Annotated in this window: 13 protein-coding genes and 1 pseudogene; all 14 read right to left on the bottom strand. The window is 39.9% G+C overall.

What is annotated here, in order from left to right; genetic code table 11:
• Positions 1-54: 54 nt before the first annotated feature.
• The 14 genes and pseudogenes from CYK55_RS00405 to dnaA all read right to left on the bottom strand — a co-directional run bounded on the left by CYK55_RS00405 (position 55) and on the right by dnaA (position 17,135).
• Complete coding sequence (locus CYK55_RS00405) at positions 55-918, bottom strand: DegV family protein (RefSeq protein ID WP_034689724.1); 864 nt, start codon at positions 916-918, stop codon at positions 55-57.
• A 342-nt stretch (positions 919-1,260) separates the two neighbouring features.
• Positions 1,261-2,553, bottom strand: a complete 1,293-nt coding sequence (locus tag CYK55_RS00400; protein ID WP_034689693.1) for an adenylosuccinate synthase — start codon at positions 2,551-2,553, stop codon at positions 1,261-1,263.
• A gap of 376 nt (positions 2,554-2,929) precedes the next feature.
• Entirely contained in the window at positions 2,930-4,297 is a 1,368-nt protein-coding gene (dnaB, locus tag CYK55_RS00395; protein ID WP_126133791.1) for a replicative DNA helicase, read from the bottom strand.
• Between the two features lie 189 nt (positions 4,298-4,486).
• Positions 4,487-4,939 (bottom strand): 50S ribosomal protein L9, encoded by a 453-nt coding sequence (rplI, locus tag CYK55_RS00390; RefSeq protein ID WP_010734553.1) that lies wholly within the window; start codon positions 4,937-4,939, stop codon positions 4,487-4,489.
• 5 nt (positions 4,940-4,944) lie between these two features.
• A pseudogene (locus CYK55_RS00385) lies at positions 4,945-6,917 on the bottom strand (DHH family phosphoesterase).
• A gap of 166 nt (positions 6,918-7,083) precedes the next feature.
• Positions 7,084-7,320 carry a 30S ribosomal protein S18 gene (gene rpsR / locus CYK55_RS00380; protein ID WP_010734555.1) on the bottom strand — a complete coding sequence of 79 codons (237 nt, stop codon included), beginning with the start codon at positions 7,318-7,320 and terminating at the stop codon, positions 7,084-7,086.
• Between the two features lie 25 nt (positions 7,321-7,345).
• Complete coding sequence (ssb, locus tag CYK55_RS00375) at positions 7,346-7,867, bottom strand: single-stranded DNA-binding protein (RefSeq protein WP_010734556.1); 522 nt, start codon at positions 7,865-7,867, stop codon at positions 7,346-7,348.
• 47 nt (positions 7,868-7,914) lie between these two features.
• On the bottom strand, positions 7,915-8,214 hold the full coding sequence (gene rpsF / locus CYK55_RS00370) for a 30S ribosomal protein S6 (protein ID WP_019723039.1): 300 nt from the start codon (positions 8,212-8,214) through the stop codon (positions 7,915-7,917).
• A gap of 238 nt (positions 8,215-8,452) precedes the next feature.
• On the bottom strand, positions 8,453-10,948 hold the full coding sequence (gene gyrA / locus CYK55_RS00365) for a DNA gyrase subunit A (RefSeq protein ID WP_034689696.1): 2,496 nt from the start codon (positions 10,946-10,948) through the stop codon (positions 8,453-8,455).
• Between the two features lie 19 nt (positions 10,949-10,967).
• Complete coding sequence (gene gyrB / locus CYK55_RS00360) at positions 10,968-12,914, bottom strand: DNA topoisomerase (ATP-hydrolyzing) subunit B (RefSeq protein WP_034689697.1); 1,947 nt, start codon at positions 12,912-12,914, stop codon at positions 10,968-10,970.
• Positions 12,915-12,920: 6 nt separating this feature from the next.
• On the bottom strand, positions 12,921-14,036 hold the full coding sequence (gene recF / locus CYK55_RS00355; RefSeq protein ID WP_034689700.1) for a DNA replication/repair protein RecF: 1,116 nt from the start codon (positions 14,034-14,036) through the stop codon (positions 12,921-12,923).
• The gene (gene yaaA, locus CYK55_RS00350) at positions 14,023-14,265 is read right to left on the bottom strand and encodes a S4 domain-containing protein YaaA (RefSeq protein WP_019723041.1); all 243 of its coding nucleotides are present in this window, start codon (positions 14,263-14,265) and stop codon (positions 14,023-14,025) included. The genes recF and yaaA overlap by 14 nt, the downstream gene beginning before the upstream one ends.
• A 207-nt stretch (positions 14,266-14,472) precedes the next feature.
• Positions 14,473-15,603 (bottom strand): DNA polymerase III subunit beta, encoded by a 1,131-nt coding sequence (gene dnaN / locus CYK55_RS00345; RefSeq protein WP_034689702.1) that lies wholly within the window; start codon positions 15,601-15,603, stop codon positions 14,473-14,475.
• Positions 15,604-15,800: 197 nt separating this feature from the next.
• The gene (dnaA, locus tag CYK55_RS00340) at positions 15,801-17,135 is read right to left on the bottom strand and encodes a chromosomal replication initiator protein DnaA (RefSeq protein WP_034689704.1); all 1,335 of its coding nucleotides are present in this window, start codon (positions 17,133-17,135) and stop codon (positions 15,801-15,803) included.

The raw sequence follows: 17,135 nt of genomic DNA, 5'->3' as shown, positions 1-17,135 counted from the left end.
TAAAAACAGCTGTACAACGTGAGTACTCTTACGTTGTACAGCTGTTTTTCTTTTTTACCGACTCACACCCATTGAAAAGATGGCGATACACCCGTAGCCTGTATGACTGGCGATCGTTGGTCCTAAGGGATAGAGTTTGATTTCTTTTGTTTTGATATTTTCTTCTAATAATTTTTTGGCTTTCTCAGCACTTTCTAGGTCTCCGGCATAAGCGATATACACCGTTTGTTCCAATGGTGCTACGATCGTTTTGACCGTTTCCTCCACGATTTTTTGAATGGATTTGTTTCTGCCACGCACTTTATCGACATTCTTTAAATGACCACTTGGTTCAACGGTAATGATCGGTTTCACGCTTAACAGACTACCAATAGCAGCACTTGCTCTAGAGATGCGTCCTCCTCGTTCTAAATGCTTTAAATCATCAACGGTTACCCAAGAATGAACTTTGAGATAATTATTTTGTAACCAAGCCAATGTTTCTTCCAAAGAATAACCCGATTCTTTCAAACGAACAGCTTCTAATACAAGTAGTCCTTCCCCGATACTTGCGGCTTTCGTATCAAACACATGAACTTGCGGGTCCTCATAGGTTTCTTTCAATAATTCGACTGCTTGTAAGGCACTGCTGTAAGAACCACTCATGCCACTCGAAAAAGCAACGTACAAAACTGGGATACCTTTCTCCACATAACTACGGAAGAACTCCAAATAGCGACCCACATTGATTTGTGAGGTCGTAGGCATTGCTCCTTCACGTAACTGTTGGATGTACCCTTCATAATCAAATGTTTTTCCCAGATCATCGATTCGTATTTCCTCACCAATCTGGATCTCCATGGATAAAAAATCAACATTTGCATTTGCTAACACTTGATAGGGCAGATCGCAACATGAATCTGTGACTATTTGATACATTCGTTCCAACTCCTTTTTTTCTCCACTTTTCATCGCAGTCTATTATAGCAAACTCCTTTAATTTTAAATAACTTCAGCTCTTATATTCGTTGTACTTGGTACAAGTAAATCAAGCGAACGCTTAAATGAACACGATAAGTCTAAAACAAAAGTCACATTCATTTTTGTGTGTCACCCTAAAACCGATAAATAGTGGTAACAGGAGTAATCTCTTGGGAAATAAAGCGACAACCACAAAAATTAGAAAAACAATTTTCGTGGTTGTCGCTTTATTTCTCGTGATTTCAGTGGTCCACTCATTCTTAAAAGAATGTTCCTGTTAGCGAATCATCACTGAAAGGCCTAGATTTGCGCCCACACGCTTTCTAGGATATTTGTTTGGTTTCGGTCTGGACCTACTGAAAATGTTGAAATACGCACGCCTACAAGCTCTGAGATACGTCTTACATAGTTACGTGCATTTTCTGGTAATTCAGCTAGTGTACGACAAGCAGTAATGTCTTCTGACCAACCTGGCAATTCTTCGTAGATTGGTTTGCAACGGTTCAATTCTTTCAAACTCGCTGGATAATGATAGATTCGTTCACCGTCTAATTCGTATGCTGTACAGATTTTCACTGTTTCTAAACCGCTCAAGACATCGATCGAATTCAATGATAGATTCGTGATACCTGACACACGTTTTGAGTGACGCATCACGACTGTATCAAACCAGCCGACACGACGTGGACGTCCAGTTGTTGTACCGTATTCGCGACCAACTTCACGAATTTGTTGACCTGTTTCATCAAACAATTCAGTAGGGAATGGGCCATCTCCCACACGTGAAGTGTAAGCTTTACATACACCGACCACTTTATTGATTTTTGAAGGTCCGACACCACTACCGATCGTCACACCACCAGCCACTGGATTCGATGAGGTAACAAACGGATACGTTCCTTGATCGATATCCAACATCACACCTTGTGCGCCTTCAAATAAAACACGTTTTCCTGCATCTAACGCATCATTTAAGATAACTGATGTATCCGTCACGTATTGTTTGATTTGTTGGCCATATTCGTAGTATTCTTCAAAGATTTCTTCAAAGTCGATTGGCTCAGAATCGAACATTTTCACAAATTGACGGTTTTTATCGTCTAGATTCACTCGTAAACGCTCTTCAAAAATTTCTTTATCTAATAAATCGGCTACACGGATACCGATACGAGCGGCTTTATCCATATAAGCAGGTCCGATCCCTTTGATGGTCGTACCGATTTTATTGTCTCCTTTTGCATCTTCTTGCAATTGGTCTAATTTGATATGATACGGTAAAATCACATGCGCACGATCAGAAATACGTAAATTATCTGTCGTCACATTTTTTTCATGTAAATAAGCCAATTCTTTGACTAAAGACTTCGGATTGACTACCACACCATTCCCGATCACGCTGATTTTATCTTTGTAAAAAATCCCCGAAGGAATCAAATGCAGTTTATACGTAACACCATCGAATTTAATTGTGTGTCCCGCATTGTCGCCACCTTGGTACCGTGCGATCACTTCAGCATTTTCACTAAGAAAGTCAGTAATTTTTCCTTTCCCTTCGTCGCCCCATTGTGTACCCACTACTACTACAGATGACATTTGAACACCTCATTTAATATTATTTAATCCTGAATTATTGTAACAATACTTCAAAGTTTATTCAACTAAAATCGAATGATATTTAATATATTTTAGAGAAAACGTTTAAAAGGCGAACATTATGATTTGCTATGTTCCATTAGTTACTAACAAGTAGGAGCCTGACCTGACTGAGTTTGAAAAAAACATGTCCGGAGATTCGTCCTCTCGCACCACCTAAAATCGAATAAACTTTGGGAATAGAAGTAACCTCTTCGAAAAATAAGGTGCCAGCCACAAAAATTTGAAGAACAATTTTCGTGGCTGGCACCTTATTTTTCGAGGCTAAACACTTCTGTCCCGACCTCGATGTTTGATTTATTCAGATTTATTCATTCTAATATTCTTCTCGCGGAGAAAGCGAGGAAAATTTATTGTATTCTTTGATAAAGAGCAATTCGACCGTTCCCCTTGCTCCACTCCGGTTTTTTTCAATGATGACTTCGATCACATTATCGTTTTGTGGTTCTGGCGCATCACCATCTTCGCCACCTTCACGTTCGTAGTAATCATCACGATATAAGAATGCCACGATATCCGCATCCTGCTCGATCGAACCAGACTCACGGATATCACTTAAGACAGGTCGTTTATCTTGGCGTTGTTCCACTCCACGAGAAAGCTGGGAAAGAGCAATGACGGGAACTTTTAATTCTTTCGCTAGTTTTTTCAATTGACGTGAGATATCGGATACTTCTTGTTGACGGTTTTCTTTCCCATTTCCTTCGATCAACTGCAAGTAATCGATGAGTATCAAGCCTAGATTTCCTTTTTCTTGTGCAAGTTTCCGACATTTTGCTCGTATCTCAGAGATTTTGATCCCTGGTGTATCATCAATAAAGATATTTGCTTTAGATAAACTACCCATCGCAACAATCAAATTGGACCATTCTTCTTCGGACAGCTGTCCCGTACGTAAGTGACTCGCTTCAATCGAACCTTCTGCACAAAGCATCCGGTTGACCAGTGATTCTGCCCCCATTTCCAAACTGAAGATCGCTACAGAACGATCCGTTTTTGTGCCAACATTTTGGGCAATATTCAAGGCAAAGGCTGTTTTTCCTACTGCCGGACGTGCAGCCAAAATAATCAGCTCTTCTGCTTGGAAGCCAGCAGTCATTTTATCTAATCCTTGGTAACCAGTTGGCAAACCTGTGATCTCTTCATTGTTTTGCGCGAGTTGGTCAATATTTTCAATCGTAGAATTCAAGACTTCCGCAATGGATAAGAACCCGCTACGGTTACGTTTTTCTGATACTTCAAGAATGCTACGTTCCGCATCATCTAAGATGGATTGGACTTCTTCTCCTTGTTCAAATCCTCTAGTAACGATCCCTGTTGCTGTTTGGATCAAATTACGGAGCAATGATTTTTCTTCCACGATTTTTGCATAGTAGACAATGTTTGCTGCCGTTGGTACAGCTAAAGCTAAATCAGATAAGTAACTGACTCCACCAGCATCTTCCAAGAGATTTCGTTGCTCCAAACGATCTTTGACGGTCACGACATCAATCGCTTCACTACGGTCATTCAATTCGATCATGATTTCAAAAATGATTTGATGTCCCCGACGATAAAAATCTTTCGGTTCTATGTACTCCATGGCATCGATGATCGTTTCAGCGTCTAGAAAAACAGAACCTAGAACCGATTGCTCAGCTTCAATATTTTGCGGTGGAATTCGATCCTGCCACACTTCACTCATATTCTATCGCTCCTTGCTTTCAATTGCTTCATTTTACAAGAAAATGGCAGAAAAGTCATCCCTAAAATGAACATCTGTTCCAAAAGCTCTTCCTTCGAAAATAGGCCGCAAAAGTCAAAAATAATCGAAAGCGATTTTTGTCCTCTGCGGCTGATTTATCGAAGTGATTTCGTCACATGTTCTTTTCGTTTATTCAGAGACAACGTGTACCTTGATCGTTGCAGTTACTTCATGGTGTAGTTTCACAGGTACGTTGGTATAACCTAACGTACGAATTGGGTTATTCAACTCGATTTTACGTTTGTCTAATTTTACTTTGTATTGCTTATTCAAGCCTTCAGCGATTTGTTTTGATGGAATCGAGCCAAATAAACGGCTATCTTCTCCCGCTTTGGCTTTTAATTCCACGACTGTTTCTTCTTTTTCAAGAAATTCTTTTAATTTTTTGGCTTCTTCAAGAATTTCTGCTTCTTGTTTTTCTTGGGCTTTTTTCTGTCCTTCTAACTGACTGATGCTACTTTTATTTGCTTCTTTTGCCAGATTGTTTTTGATTAAATAATTTTGCGCATAGCCTGTAGGAACTTCCTTGACATCGCCTTTTTTGCCTTTGCCTTTAACATCTTGTAAGAAAATGACTTTCATCTCATCTACTCCTTTTTATATAATTGATTCATATTTTCTTGGATAGCAGCGAGCAGTTGTTGTTTTGCTTCTTCTACAGTCACATTTTCCAGTTGTGTTGCCGCGTTGGTGAAATGTCCGCCACCGCCTAAGGATTCCATGATCAATTGGACATTGATCGTTCCTGTGCTGCGGGCACTGATACCAACTAAGCCATCCGTCCGTTTCGTAATGACGAAAGCGCCGTTGATATTGACCATTGATAGCAATGTATCTGCTGTTTTTGCTGCGATAACACTATTATACTCTTTTTCATCCGTCCCTGCTGCCACCACAATATCCTCCGTCACTTGTTCATTGTGGGCGATCAAGTGGCTGATTTCTAAATAAGTGGCTAAATCAGAGCTCAATAAATATTGTACTAAGGATGCGTCCGCACTACAAGTCTTTAAATAGCTTGCAACATCAAACGTACGTGCTGTCGTTCGCACATTGAAGTTATTCGTATCAACGGTCATGCCAGCTAACAACAACGTCGCTTCTAAACGGCTGATCCGATTGGTTCGGCTACTTTGGTATTGGATCAATTCTGTGACTAATTCAGAGGCAGAAGACGCAGAAGATTCAATATACGTTAAGAGCGGTTTGCTTGGAAACTCTTCGCCTCGACGATGATGGTCAATGATCACGATTTTATCAAATTGCTCGTAAAGGCTCTGAGAGATCGATAGCGATGGTTTATGGTAATCGACCATTACAAGTAGATCCTTGGCTTTCTTAAGCTCCATTGCACGTTCTGGCGTAATCAATTGCATCTCCAACTCTGGTTCTTTATGGATTTCTGTTAAACAGCGTTCCACATCTGGAATGATTTCTTTTTCATCGATGACGATATAGGCTTTTTTCTGATTGAAGCGCGCCAGACAACTGACTCCAACGGCTGAACCGATAGCGTCCATATCAGGGAAGCGATGCCCCATAATAAATACATCGCCTGTTTCATCAAAGATTTTGCGTAAAGCAGTACTCATCGCCCGTGAACGAACGCGCGTACGCTTGATTGTTGTCGCTGATTTCCCCCCATAATAAGTGGGTTTTGCACCTTCGCGAACTTCTTTCACCACAACTTGATCCCCCCACGAACTAAGGCAATATCTAAGTTGTTTTGAGCTTCACTGCCGATTTCTTCTAGCGACTGTTGCCCATAGGCGATCCCCATGCTAAGTGTCAACGGATGATTTTGTCTTTCAGCTTCAGCTCGTAAGCGATCTAAGAGATCAAATTTCTTATCCATCATTTTCTTTAAGTCGCTCATCTGTCCAAAAAAGAAAAAGCGCTCTGAATTGATTCGTTTAAAAAACACATGATATTCATTCATCCAATCAGAAATCAGTGTCGTAATGAAGGAGTTCAAATAAGAAACTTCTTTTTCATCCAATTTATCGACCGTATCTGCATAGTTATCGATTGAAAGAATACCGATGATTGGCTGGCTATTCACTTGATGAATCTTCAGTAATTGGTTCTGGGTCACGTCAATAAAGTAAACGACCCCTTTCACCGTATCCAATTCAAATTGAAACGTTTTGTCAGCTAAATAGACTTGATTTTTCTTTTTTTCTTTTGCTGAAAAAAAAGTTTCTAACAAGTCTGTTTCCAATAAAGAGCTTTGGTCTTTCACATTCAATGCGAAAGGATTCAGCCAATCAATGGTTTGTGTCGCTGGTTGGTAAGAAATGATTCCGACAGGCATGATCTCAGAAACATAATTCAAATTGGATTCCGCAACTGTGGAAGCTTGTTGGATCTTGTCACGATTCCTTAGAGTCAACCACCGTTTCATCTTTAAACCATAACGAATACAAAATAGATTCACGATCAGGATGAATAACGCACTGATCAATCGAAATGGCATCAATAATACAACCAAAACTTCTGCAAGGATCAATAAAAGAATGAGCAGAGGGCTCGGGCTTACTTTTATTTTTTCTTTATCCATGTCTTTCCTCCCGTAACTGATTAGCCTAATTTTACCATAACTCATGTCATGTAAGCGACTAAACACCTAAATGGAACAAAAAGAGGAAGTCACGACAGTAGTCATAACTTCCTCTGTAATGGTTTGAAACGATTGGGTATTCCTACAGAATCATTCCTAAAGCGAATTATTCTTCGCCAACGAATGGTAGTAATCCCATGATACGTGCGCGTTTGATTGCAATCGTAATTTTACGTTGGTTTTTAGCGCCTGTACCTGTTACACGACGTGGCAAAATTTTACCGCGTTCTGAGATAAATCTTTTTAGTAATTCGATATCTTTATAATCGATATATTCAATATGGTTAGCAGCGATGTAGTCTACTTTACGACGTTTACGTCCGCCTCTTCTTTGTTGTGCCATTCTATTTCCCTCCTATCAAATTCGTTTAGAATGGTAAATCATCGTCTGAAATGTCGATCGTTGAGCTTGATCCGAATGGATCAGAAGAATCACGATCAAAATCAGGCATACCGTTGGATGATTGAGATGTTTGATTATAGTTATTGTTTCCGCCGTTTCCGCCAAAATTATTTGTCGATTGACCAGTGTCTTGGTAGCCACCGCTTTGTTGACGGTTTTCAGATGCTGCACGACTTTCCAATAATTGGAAGTTTTCAGCAACTACTTCTGTTACGTACACACGTTGTCCTTGTTGATTATCATAAGAACGCGTTTGAATACGACCAGTTACACCTAAAAGAGTTCCTTTATGTGCATAGTTTGCTAGTGTTTCTGCTGATTTTCGCCAAATCACACAATTAATAAAATCCGCCTCACGGTTGCCGTTTTGGCTCGTGAAGTTACGATTAACAGCTAAAGTGAACGTTGCTACAGCAGTGCCACTTGATGTATATCGTAAATCCGGATCTTTTGTCAGACGTCCAACTAGTACAACGTTATTAATCAAAATGGTCATCTCCTCTCATCGTTTGATTGTTCCATGTGAAACAATAATTAAGCTTCTTCTTTTACGATCATATGACGAACGATATCGTCATTGATTTTAGCAAGACGATCAAACTCGTTGATTGCATCTGCTGATGATGGAGAAGATACTTTAACGATGTGATAGATACCTTCACGGTAACCGTTCATTTCGTATGCTAAACGGCGTTTTTCCCAATCTTTTGATTCGATAACTTCAGCTCCGTTATCTTTCAAGATTGAATCGAAACGTTCGATTAAAGCAGTTTTTGCTTCTTCATCAATGTTTGGACGAATAATATACATGATTTCATATTTCGTGTTTTCCATTGATTTTTCACCTCCCTATGGACTTTCGGCTCTCAGCTTTCCCAAGAGCAAGGAGAGTTTTCTAATAAATTAGACTACTCACAATCCTCGATTATACACGCAACGCACTAAAAAAGCAAGCTGCTGTTCTTTGTTTTCCAAATTTTTCTTTTAAGACGACCAAAAACTCCCAAAGATAGTTTTACCTATTCTTGGAAGTTTTGATTTTAGACCTTCACTTTTGTTTTACGCCTATTTTCTATTCTTCTGTATGACCTGTTTCCACATCAACTGTCTCTGCTTCGACAGTCGTTTCTTCCGCAGGTTCTGGTTCTACTGCTGCCATGGTCACCACTTTCGTTTCTGCTTCCATCTTGATCAAGCGTACGCCTAGCGTTGCCCGACCTGTCTGAGAAACCGTTGAAACGTTGAAGCGGATGATGACACCTTTGTCTGTGATCAACATAATATCTTCTTCGCCTGTTACCGTGGTCAATCCAGCTAATGGACCATTTTTCTCAGTGATATTCGCAGTTTTGATCCCTTTACCCCCACGTCCTTTGACAGGATACTCAGAAACCTTGGTACGTTTTCCATAACCTTTTTCTGTGATGATCAAGACTTCATGATCCTCGTTCATCAAGGCTGCTCCAACGACATAATCGTCTTCTCTCAAACGAACCCCACGAACCCCAGAGGCTGTACGTCCCATATCACGAACGGCATCTTCTGCAAAAGTCACAGAATATCCATCGTGTGTACCAATGATGATGTTTGATTTGCCATCAGTCAATAAGACGTTGACCAATTCATCATTTTCTTTCAAACCAATCGCAATCAACCCATTGCTACGGATATTGGCAAAAGCAGTGACAGTCGTACGTTTGACTGTTCCTTGTCGCGTAGTAAAGAACAAGTAATGTCCTTCCTCTGCTTCACCAGTTACTGCGATGATTGCTTGGATCTTCTCACTTGAATCAATGCCAAGTAAGTTGATGATCGGAATCCCTTTTGCTGTACGTCCGTACTCTGGGATCTCGTATCCTTTCGCACGATACACTTTTCCGTTATTGGTAAAGAAAAGCAATGTATCATGTGTTGAGCAAGAAACAAGATTTTTCACGAAATCATCGTTATGAACACCCATTCCTTGGATGCCTCGGCCCCCACGACGTTGTGCGCGGAATTCGTTGTTGGCTAAACGTTTGATATAGCCATTATTCGTCAATGTGATCACGATTTCTTCTTCTTCGATTAAATCTTCGTCTTCTAAACTCAAGACTTCACCGACCAGTAATTCTGTACGACGTTTGTCGCCAAATCGTTGACTCAATTCAGCAAGTTCAGTTTGGATGATTTCTGTTACGCGTTCAGGGCGAGCAAGAATATCAGCTAGATCTTCAATGAGTTTCAATAATTCTTGGTATTCATTTTCGATTTTTTCTCTTTCCAAACCAGTCAAACGGCGTAAACGCATATCTAAGATTGCTTGCGACTGACGGTCAGAAAGTTCGAAGCGTTCGATCATCGTGTTTTTCGCTTCTTCATCTGATTTGGACCCACGAATGATCGCGATGATTTCATCAATATGATCTAAGGCGATGCGTAGTCCTTCTAAGATATGTGCTCTTGCTTCTGCTTTATCCTTTTCAAAGACCGTACGACGTGTAATAACTTCGCGTTGGTGTTCGATATAATTTTCAAGGATCTGCTTCAAGCTTAGAACTTTCGGTACGCCTTTTTCGATTGCTAACATATTGAAACCAAATGAGTTTTGTAAGGATGTCAATTTGTAGAGATTGTTCAAAATGACAGAGGCACTCGCGTCACGACGCACATCGATCACGATACGCATTCCTTCACGAGAAGATTCATCTCTTAGATCCGTGATACCTTCAATTCGTTTGTCACGGTGCAATTCTGAAATTCGCTCAATCAATTTCGCTTTATTGACCATATATGGCAATTCAGTGACTAAGATCCGCTCTTTTCCATTTGGCATTTCCGTGATTTCTACTTTTGCTCGAACAGTGATCGAACCTTTTCCTGTTTCATACGCTCGACGAATACCAGATTTCCCCATGACTAATCCGCCTGTAGGAAAATCAGGACCAGGTAAGACTTCCATCAATTCATTGGTTGTCACATCTGGATTTTCCATCAATAGATCAATCGCTGCTACAACTTCTGTCAGATTATGTGGTGGGATATTCGTCGCCATCCCAACCGCGATCCCTGTCGTACCATTGACTAATAAGTTAGGAAAACGTGCCGGTAAGACAACTGGTTCTTTTTCCGTATCATCATAGTTGCTTTGGAAATCGACCGTATTTTTATTGATATCACGTAACATTTCTGTCGCGATCTTACTCATTCTGGCTTCAGTATAACGCATCGCTGCTGCGCCATCTCCATCAACTGACCCAAAGTTTCCATGACCATCTACTAACATGTAGCGATAGCTAAAAGGCTGCGCCATCCGAACCATTGACTCATAGATCGCACTATCACCATGGGGATGGTATTTACCCATGACGTCCCCCACGATTCTGGCTGATTTCTTGTGTGCTTTGTCTGGTGTGACACCTAGTTCATTCATCCCATATAAAATACGGCGGTGAACTGGTTTTAATCCATCTCTAACATCTGGTAGAGCCCGAGCGACAATGACACTCATGGCGTAATCTATGAAGGAGTCTTTCATTTCGCTAGTTAGATTGACATCATGGATGTTTTCTCTGATTTCTTCACTCATTTTTCTTCCTCCTTCATGATTAAATATCTAGATTTTTAACATAGTGAGCATTTTCTTCAATGAATGCACGACGAGGTTCCACTCGATCGCCCATCAACATTTCAAATACTTCATCGGCAGCAATTGCATCATCGACACTGACACGAGCCATCATACGTTTGCTTGGGTCCATCGTCGTTTCCCATAGTTGATGATCATCCATCTCACCAAGCCCTTTGTATCGTTGAACGCTTGGTTTTGGTGTTGCTGGTAATGATTCGATGACTTTTCTCAACTCTTCTTCGGCATTTTTCCCTGGTTGGACATACGTGATTTTCTTTCCTTGTTTAACGCCATATAGCGGTGGTTGCGCGATATAAACATAGCCAGCTTCCACGATTGGGCGCATATAACGATAAAAGAGCGTCAATAGCAATGTACGAATGTGGGCACCATCGACATCGGCATCGGTCATGATGACTAATTTATGGTAACGTGCTTTGGACACGTCGAAATCTTCACCAAACCCTGTCCCCATCGCTGTAAACAATGAGCGAATTTCTTCGTTCGCTAAAATTTTATCCATACTCGCTTTTTCTACGTTCAAGATTTTCCCACGAATCGGTAAAATTGCTTGGAATTCGCGACTTCGTCCTTGTTTCGCTGAGCCGCCGGCAGAATCTCCTTCGACGATGAATAATTCGCATTTTTCAGGATCATTACTTGAACAATCGGCTAATTTACCTGGTAAATTACTGATTTCCAATGCCCCTTTTCTCCGCGTCACTTCGCGCGCGCGTTTAGCCGCTAAGCGGGCTCTAGAGGCAAGTAGTCCTTTTTCGACGATCTGACGGCCCACACTTGGGTTTTCCAATAAGAATTTCATGAAATGCTCACTGAACAAACGATCAGTGACCGTACGTACTTCTGAGTTTCCTAATTTTGTTTTCGTTTGTCCTTCAAACTGAGGATCTGGATGCTTGATCGAAATGACTGCTGTCAATCCTTCACGCACATCTTCACCTGTCAAATTATCATCATTTTCTTTCATCAATTTTTGCTTACGTGCATAATCATTGATGACCCTTGTCAAAGCTGTCTTAAATCCTGATTCATGTGTTCCGCCTTCGTACGTATGGATATTGTTGGCAAAACTCATGATATTGGAATGATAACCGTCTGTATATTGCATCGAAACTTCGACAGTGATTTCTTGTTGCTCCCCTTCTAAATAAACAGGTTCTGGGAAAATCACTGTTTTGCTCGCATTTAAATATTCGACGTAGCTTTTGATTCCACCATCATAATGGTATTCTTTCACGACAGGCTTTTCTTCGCGACGATCTTCAATTGAGATTTTCATCCCACGATTCAAGAAAGCCAGCTCACGAATACGAGTCGCCAATTTATTAAAGTCGAAAGTTGTCGTTTCTGTAAAGATTTCTGGGTCTGGAATGAAGTGAACGGTCGTTCCACTTAAATCAGTGTCACCGATGACTTTCAAATCATCGACTACCGCTCCACGACGATATTCTTGGTAATAGATCTTGCCATCTTTGTACACTTTGACATCTAATAGTGTCGATAGTGCATTCACAACGGACGAACCAACCCCATGAAGACCACCGGATACTTTGTAGCCGCCTCCGCCAAATTTACCACCCGCATGCAAGACAGTAAAAACTGTTTCTACAGCTGGACGACCGGTCTTCGCTTGGATATCGACCGGAATCCCACGACCATCATCAATGACAGTGATACTGTTGTCTTCCTCAATGATGACTTGGATCTTTGTCGCAAATCCTGCCAAGACTTCATCGATCGAATTATCGACGATTTCCCATACTAAGTGGTGAAGTCCTTCTGAACTTGTTGAACCAATGTACATCCCCGGACGTTTCCGAACGGCTTCAAGACCTTCAAGCACTTGAATCTGACTGGCATCATATTCTTTTGCGCGCTCGACTAAACTTCTTTCTTCTGTCATGTATGTTTATTCTCCTTTTATTTCTCCCTGCTGAACATAAAAAATCTCAGGTTCAACAGTCATTTTATTTTTAACGTGATCCAGGGAAGTAGTAGTTAAGAATGTCTGTACTTTCCCTTCGATCGTTTCAAGTAAATGGAGTTGACGCTGGTCGTCTAACTCACTCATTACATCATCCAGTAATAGGATCGGATACTCGCCTGTTTCTTCTTTGATCAAATCGATTTCTGCTAATTTGACACTTAATGCCGTTGTTCGCTGTTGACCTTGAGAACCAAAATTTTGCACGTTTTTTTCATTGACAAAAAAAGAAAGGTCATCTCGATGGGGACCCACAGTCGTTGTCCCTCGAAAGAGATCTTTCTTTTTGTTTTGTTCGAGCAACGTTAAAAATTGTGACTGGATCTCTTGAACTGTCATAGTGTCTAAAGAAGAGAGGGCGGTCACATATTCGATTGCCAACTGTTCTCTTTGATGCGTGATTTGTTGATGTAAAGAATTTGCCCAATATTCTAAACGTTTGATAAACTGCGCTCTTGCCTTTAGTACTTTGCTACCAAATTCTGCTAGTTGTTCAGATAAAATATCAAGATAAAGTAAATCCGTTTGTTTTTTCTCATTCAATTGCTTCAAATATTGATTTCTCTGCTTTAGGATTGCTTGATATTGGACAAGATCGTAAAGATAGATTGGATTGATTTGACCTAATTCCATATCTAAAAATTTGCGTCGGATCTGTGGGCTTCCTTTCACTAAAGAAAGATCTTCAGGAGCAAATAAAATGACATTCAATTGTCCAACATAACTACTCAACTTCTTTTGTTCGATATGATTGATCTTTGTTCTTCGTCCTTTTTTAGACAGTTGGATCTCTAATGGGATCTTAGTGGTTCCTCTTGTAATCTCCCCTTGGATCATCGACTGCTCATCGTTCCATCCAATCAACTCTTGTTCACTATTTGTACGATGACTTCTTGTCATTGCAAGCACATAAATACTTTCCAAAAGATTCGTTTTTCCTTGGGCATTTTCTCCTAAAAAAATCACGAGGTTTTTGGAAAAATCAATTTGCAATTCTTGATAGTTTCGATAATTTTTGAGGTGTAGCTTATTCAGCCTCATTATCGTTATTCCCTTTTTTTACCATAAAAAAAGTTCCTGCTTCTGGAACTTCGATCATCATACCGGGATAAAGCTTTCGTCCACGACGATTTTCTGGCTCGCCATCAACCAAAACCGTGTTTTCTGCTAAATACCATTTTGCTTGTCCACCACTGCCGATGACGGTGACTTCTTTCAGCATTTGACCCAACGTCATAAACTCAGTTTTTAGAATGACTTGTTGTTTCACTCTTCATCCCTCATTTTCATTATTAAAAGTATACTTTATTATACCCTTTTTTTCGCAAGAAAACAAATTTATCCATATATTTTTCCATATGAGCGGATTTAAATGAAAAAAGGTGATTTGAACAAAAAGAAACAGAAAGCCTTAAAATTGATTTTAGGGCCTTCTGTTTAAAATGGTTTATTTTTCAGTTTATTTTCAATTAGTATTTTAGTTTGTACGTACTGGAGTGATCAATTGGATGAATTGTACCCCATCTTCCGTTGGTTCTAACGTAAATGGACGAATGGCAGAAATAAATTTTACTTTGATACTCATGTCACCAAATGCACGCAAAGCAGCTTTCATATAGTCTGGGTTGAATGAAATATCTAATGGATCACCCGTGCTAGTCGTAAAGTTCAAGCTTTCCTCTACTTTCCCGATTTCAGGAGAATTACCGTATAGAACAACAGAATCAGGCTGGATCGACAAACGAACGATATTGTTGCGTCCTTCATGTGAGAGCAAGGAGGCACGCTCAATCGCTGCTAAAAAGCTTGGGACAGAAAATTCAACTTCGGTATTGAAACTTGAAGGAATCAAACGATTCGTATCGGGATAATTCCCTTCTAACAAGCGTGAATAAAAATACATATTTTCAGTTTTGAACAATACTTGGTTTTCCATAATACTGATTTCTACGATATCTTCTTCATTTGTCAATGAACGTGATAATTCAGTCAAACTTTTTCCAGGAATCACGATATCGAATTGATCAGCTGATTGTTCGATCGGGATTACTCGTTGACTCAAACGATGTGAGTCAGTTGCTACTGCTAATAACGAGTTGTCTTTCAAAATGAAATGGACACCTGTAAGAATTGGGCGACTTTCATGTTGAGAAACAGCAAACACTGTTTCATTGATCAATTTTGTCAATACATGTACAGGTAATTTCATCTGGTTGTGACTCTCTACAACAGGAAGATGAGGGTAATTATCTGCATCTAACCCATTCACTAAGAAATTCGCTTTCCCTGAAGTAATGGCCACTTGTTTGTTCTCTAACACTTCTAGCGTAAAGATTTCTTCGGGTAATCGACGAATGATTTCACTGAAGAAGCGAGCTTGTAGCACAATGGCTCCTGTTGCTTCAATTTGCATTTGTGCTTTTTCATTTTCAACAGATAGAAACGTTTCAATTGAAATATCTGCATTACTACCTGTTAAAGTCAGTCCTTCTTGATTGAGGGTGATTTTAACCCCTGTCAAAATAGGGATTGTCGTTTTACTTGAAATCGCACGCTGAACAGTTTGCAATTCTTGCATAAATGTTGCGCGGTTTAAGGTTACTTTCATTGTAGATCTCCTTTGCCATATATTTATTTTATTATTAGTAAATAAAGTAATAAAAGTATTAGGTACTGTTGATACTGTGGAAAACTATAAAAATGCTAGAAGAGAAAAGAAAAAACGGTTGTGGAAAATATGTGTATAACTTTTGAATAATTTCTACTTTTATCCACAAGGTGTTTTTCTTCCTATCAATCATCTTTTTAGTTTAATAGGAAATTTTTGATTTCTGATACTTCATTTTGCATGCTGACACTTGAATCGATCAGCTGCTGGATTTTTTCGTGCGCATGGATGACAGTTGTATGATCTTTTCCACCAAATTCAGCGCCGATTTTAGGAAGAGAGCTATCGGTTAATTCCCGAGCCAAGTACATAGCGATTTGCCGAGGAACAACGATCGATTTGACGCGTTTCTTTCCTTTTAGATCCTTTAATTGAATATGGTAATACTTTGCAACTTCTTCTTGGATCTGCAAAATCGAGAGTTGCGGGTGACCTTTGCCAGATTTCAATGTTTTTAAGGCATCAGCAGCTAAACTAGTTGATATATCTTCACTGTTCATCGTAGCAAATGCTTGAACACGTACAAGAGCGCCTTCTAGTTCACGAATGTTGGAATCGATTTGTCCCGCAATATAACTTAAAGTATCATCAGGGATTTCTAAGCGTTCTGCTGCGGCTTTTTTTCTCAAAATAGCTGTTCTTGTTTCAAGGTCAGGTGGCGTGATATCTACTGAAAGTCCCCAAGCAAAGCGAGAAACGAGACGTTCCTGCAATTTTGGGATTTCGTTTGGTAAACGATCACTCGTTAGGACGATTTGTTTTCCTTCATTGTAGAGCGCATTGAAGGTATGGAAAAATTCTTCTTGAGTTGCTTCTTTTTCAGCAAAAAATTGAATATCATCGACTAATAATAAGTCGACATTTCGATATTCTTGGCGAAATTCTTCGGCCGTTTTATTTTGGATCGAATTGATAAAATCATTGGCAAACGTCTCACTGCTTACATATTTGACCTTCGCATTTGGCTGACTTAACAACATTTGATGACCAATCGCGTGCATCAAGTGAGTCTTACCAAGTCCGACACCACCATAGAAGAACAATGGATTATAAATCGAACCAGGATCTTCAGCAACGACCAAGGCAGCGGCATGAGCCATCTGGTTACCTTTTCCGATCACAAAGGTATCGAAGGTATACTTAGGATTCAACATCGCTTTTTTGATTGGTGTGATTGGGAGAACTTTCATTGTTTTGATTTCTTCTACTTCTTCTTGTTCCGCTTCTTCACCGGTCACAAAACGTGGAATGATTTCTTTTCCCGTTAACATGTAGCCGACCTCAACAATCTTTGTTGCGAGATTTTTTTCCCAATATTCCTTATGGATCTTGCTTGGAACAGTTACCACTAATTGGCTTTGTTCTAAGGATTTAGGTTGTGCTGTCTCAATCCAAGTATTGTAACTTGCTGGAGACAGTTCTTTTTGATAAGTCGTTTTTAATTCAGTCCATAAAGCATCGAGGGATACCAT

This window comes from Enterococcus mundtii, assembly GCF_003957375.1.
In the GTDB taxonomy this organism is placed as follows: Bacteria; Bacillota; Bacilli; order Lactobacillales; family Enterococcaceae; genus Enterococcus_B; species Enterococcus_B spodopteracolus.
Note: the sequence above shows the minus strand (reverse complement) of the source record. Positions and strands in the feature narration are given on the sequence as shown.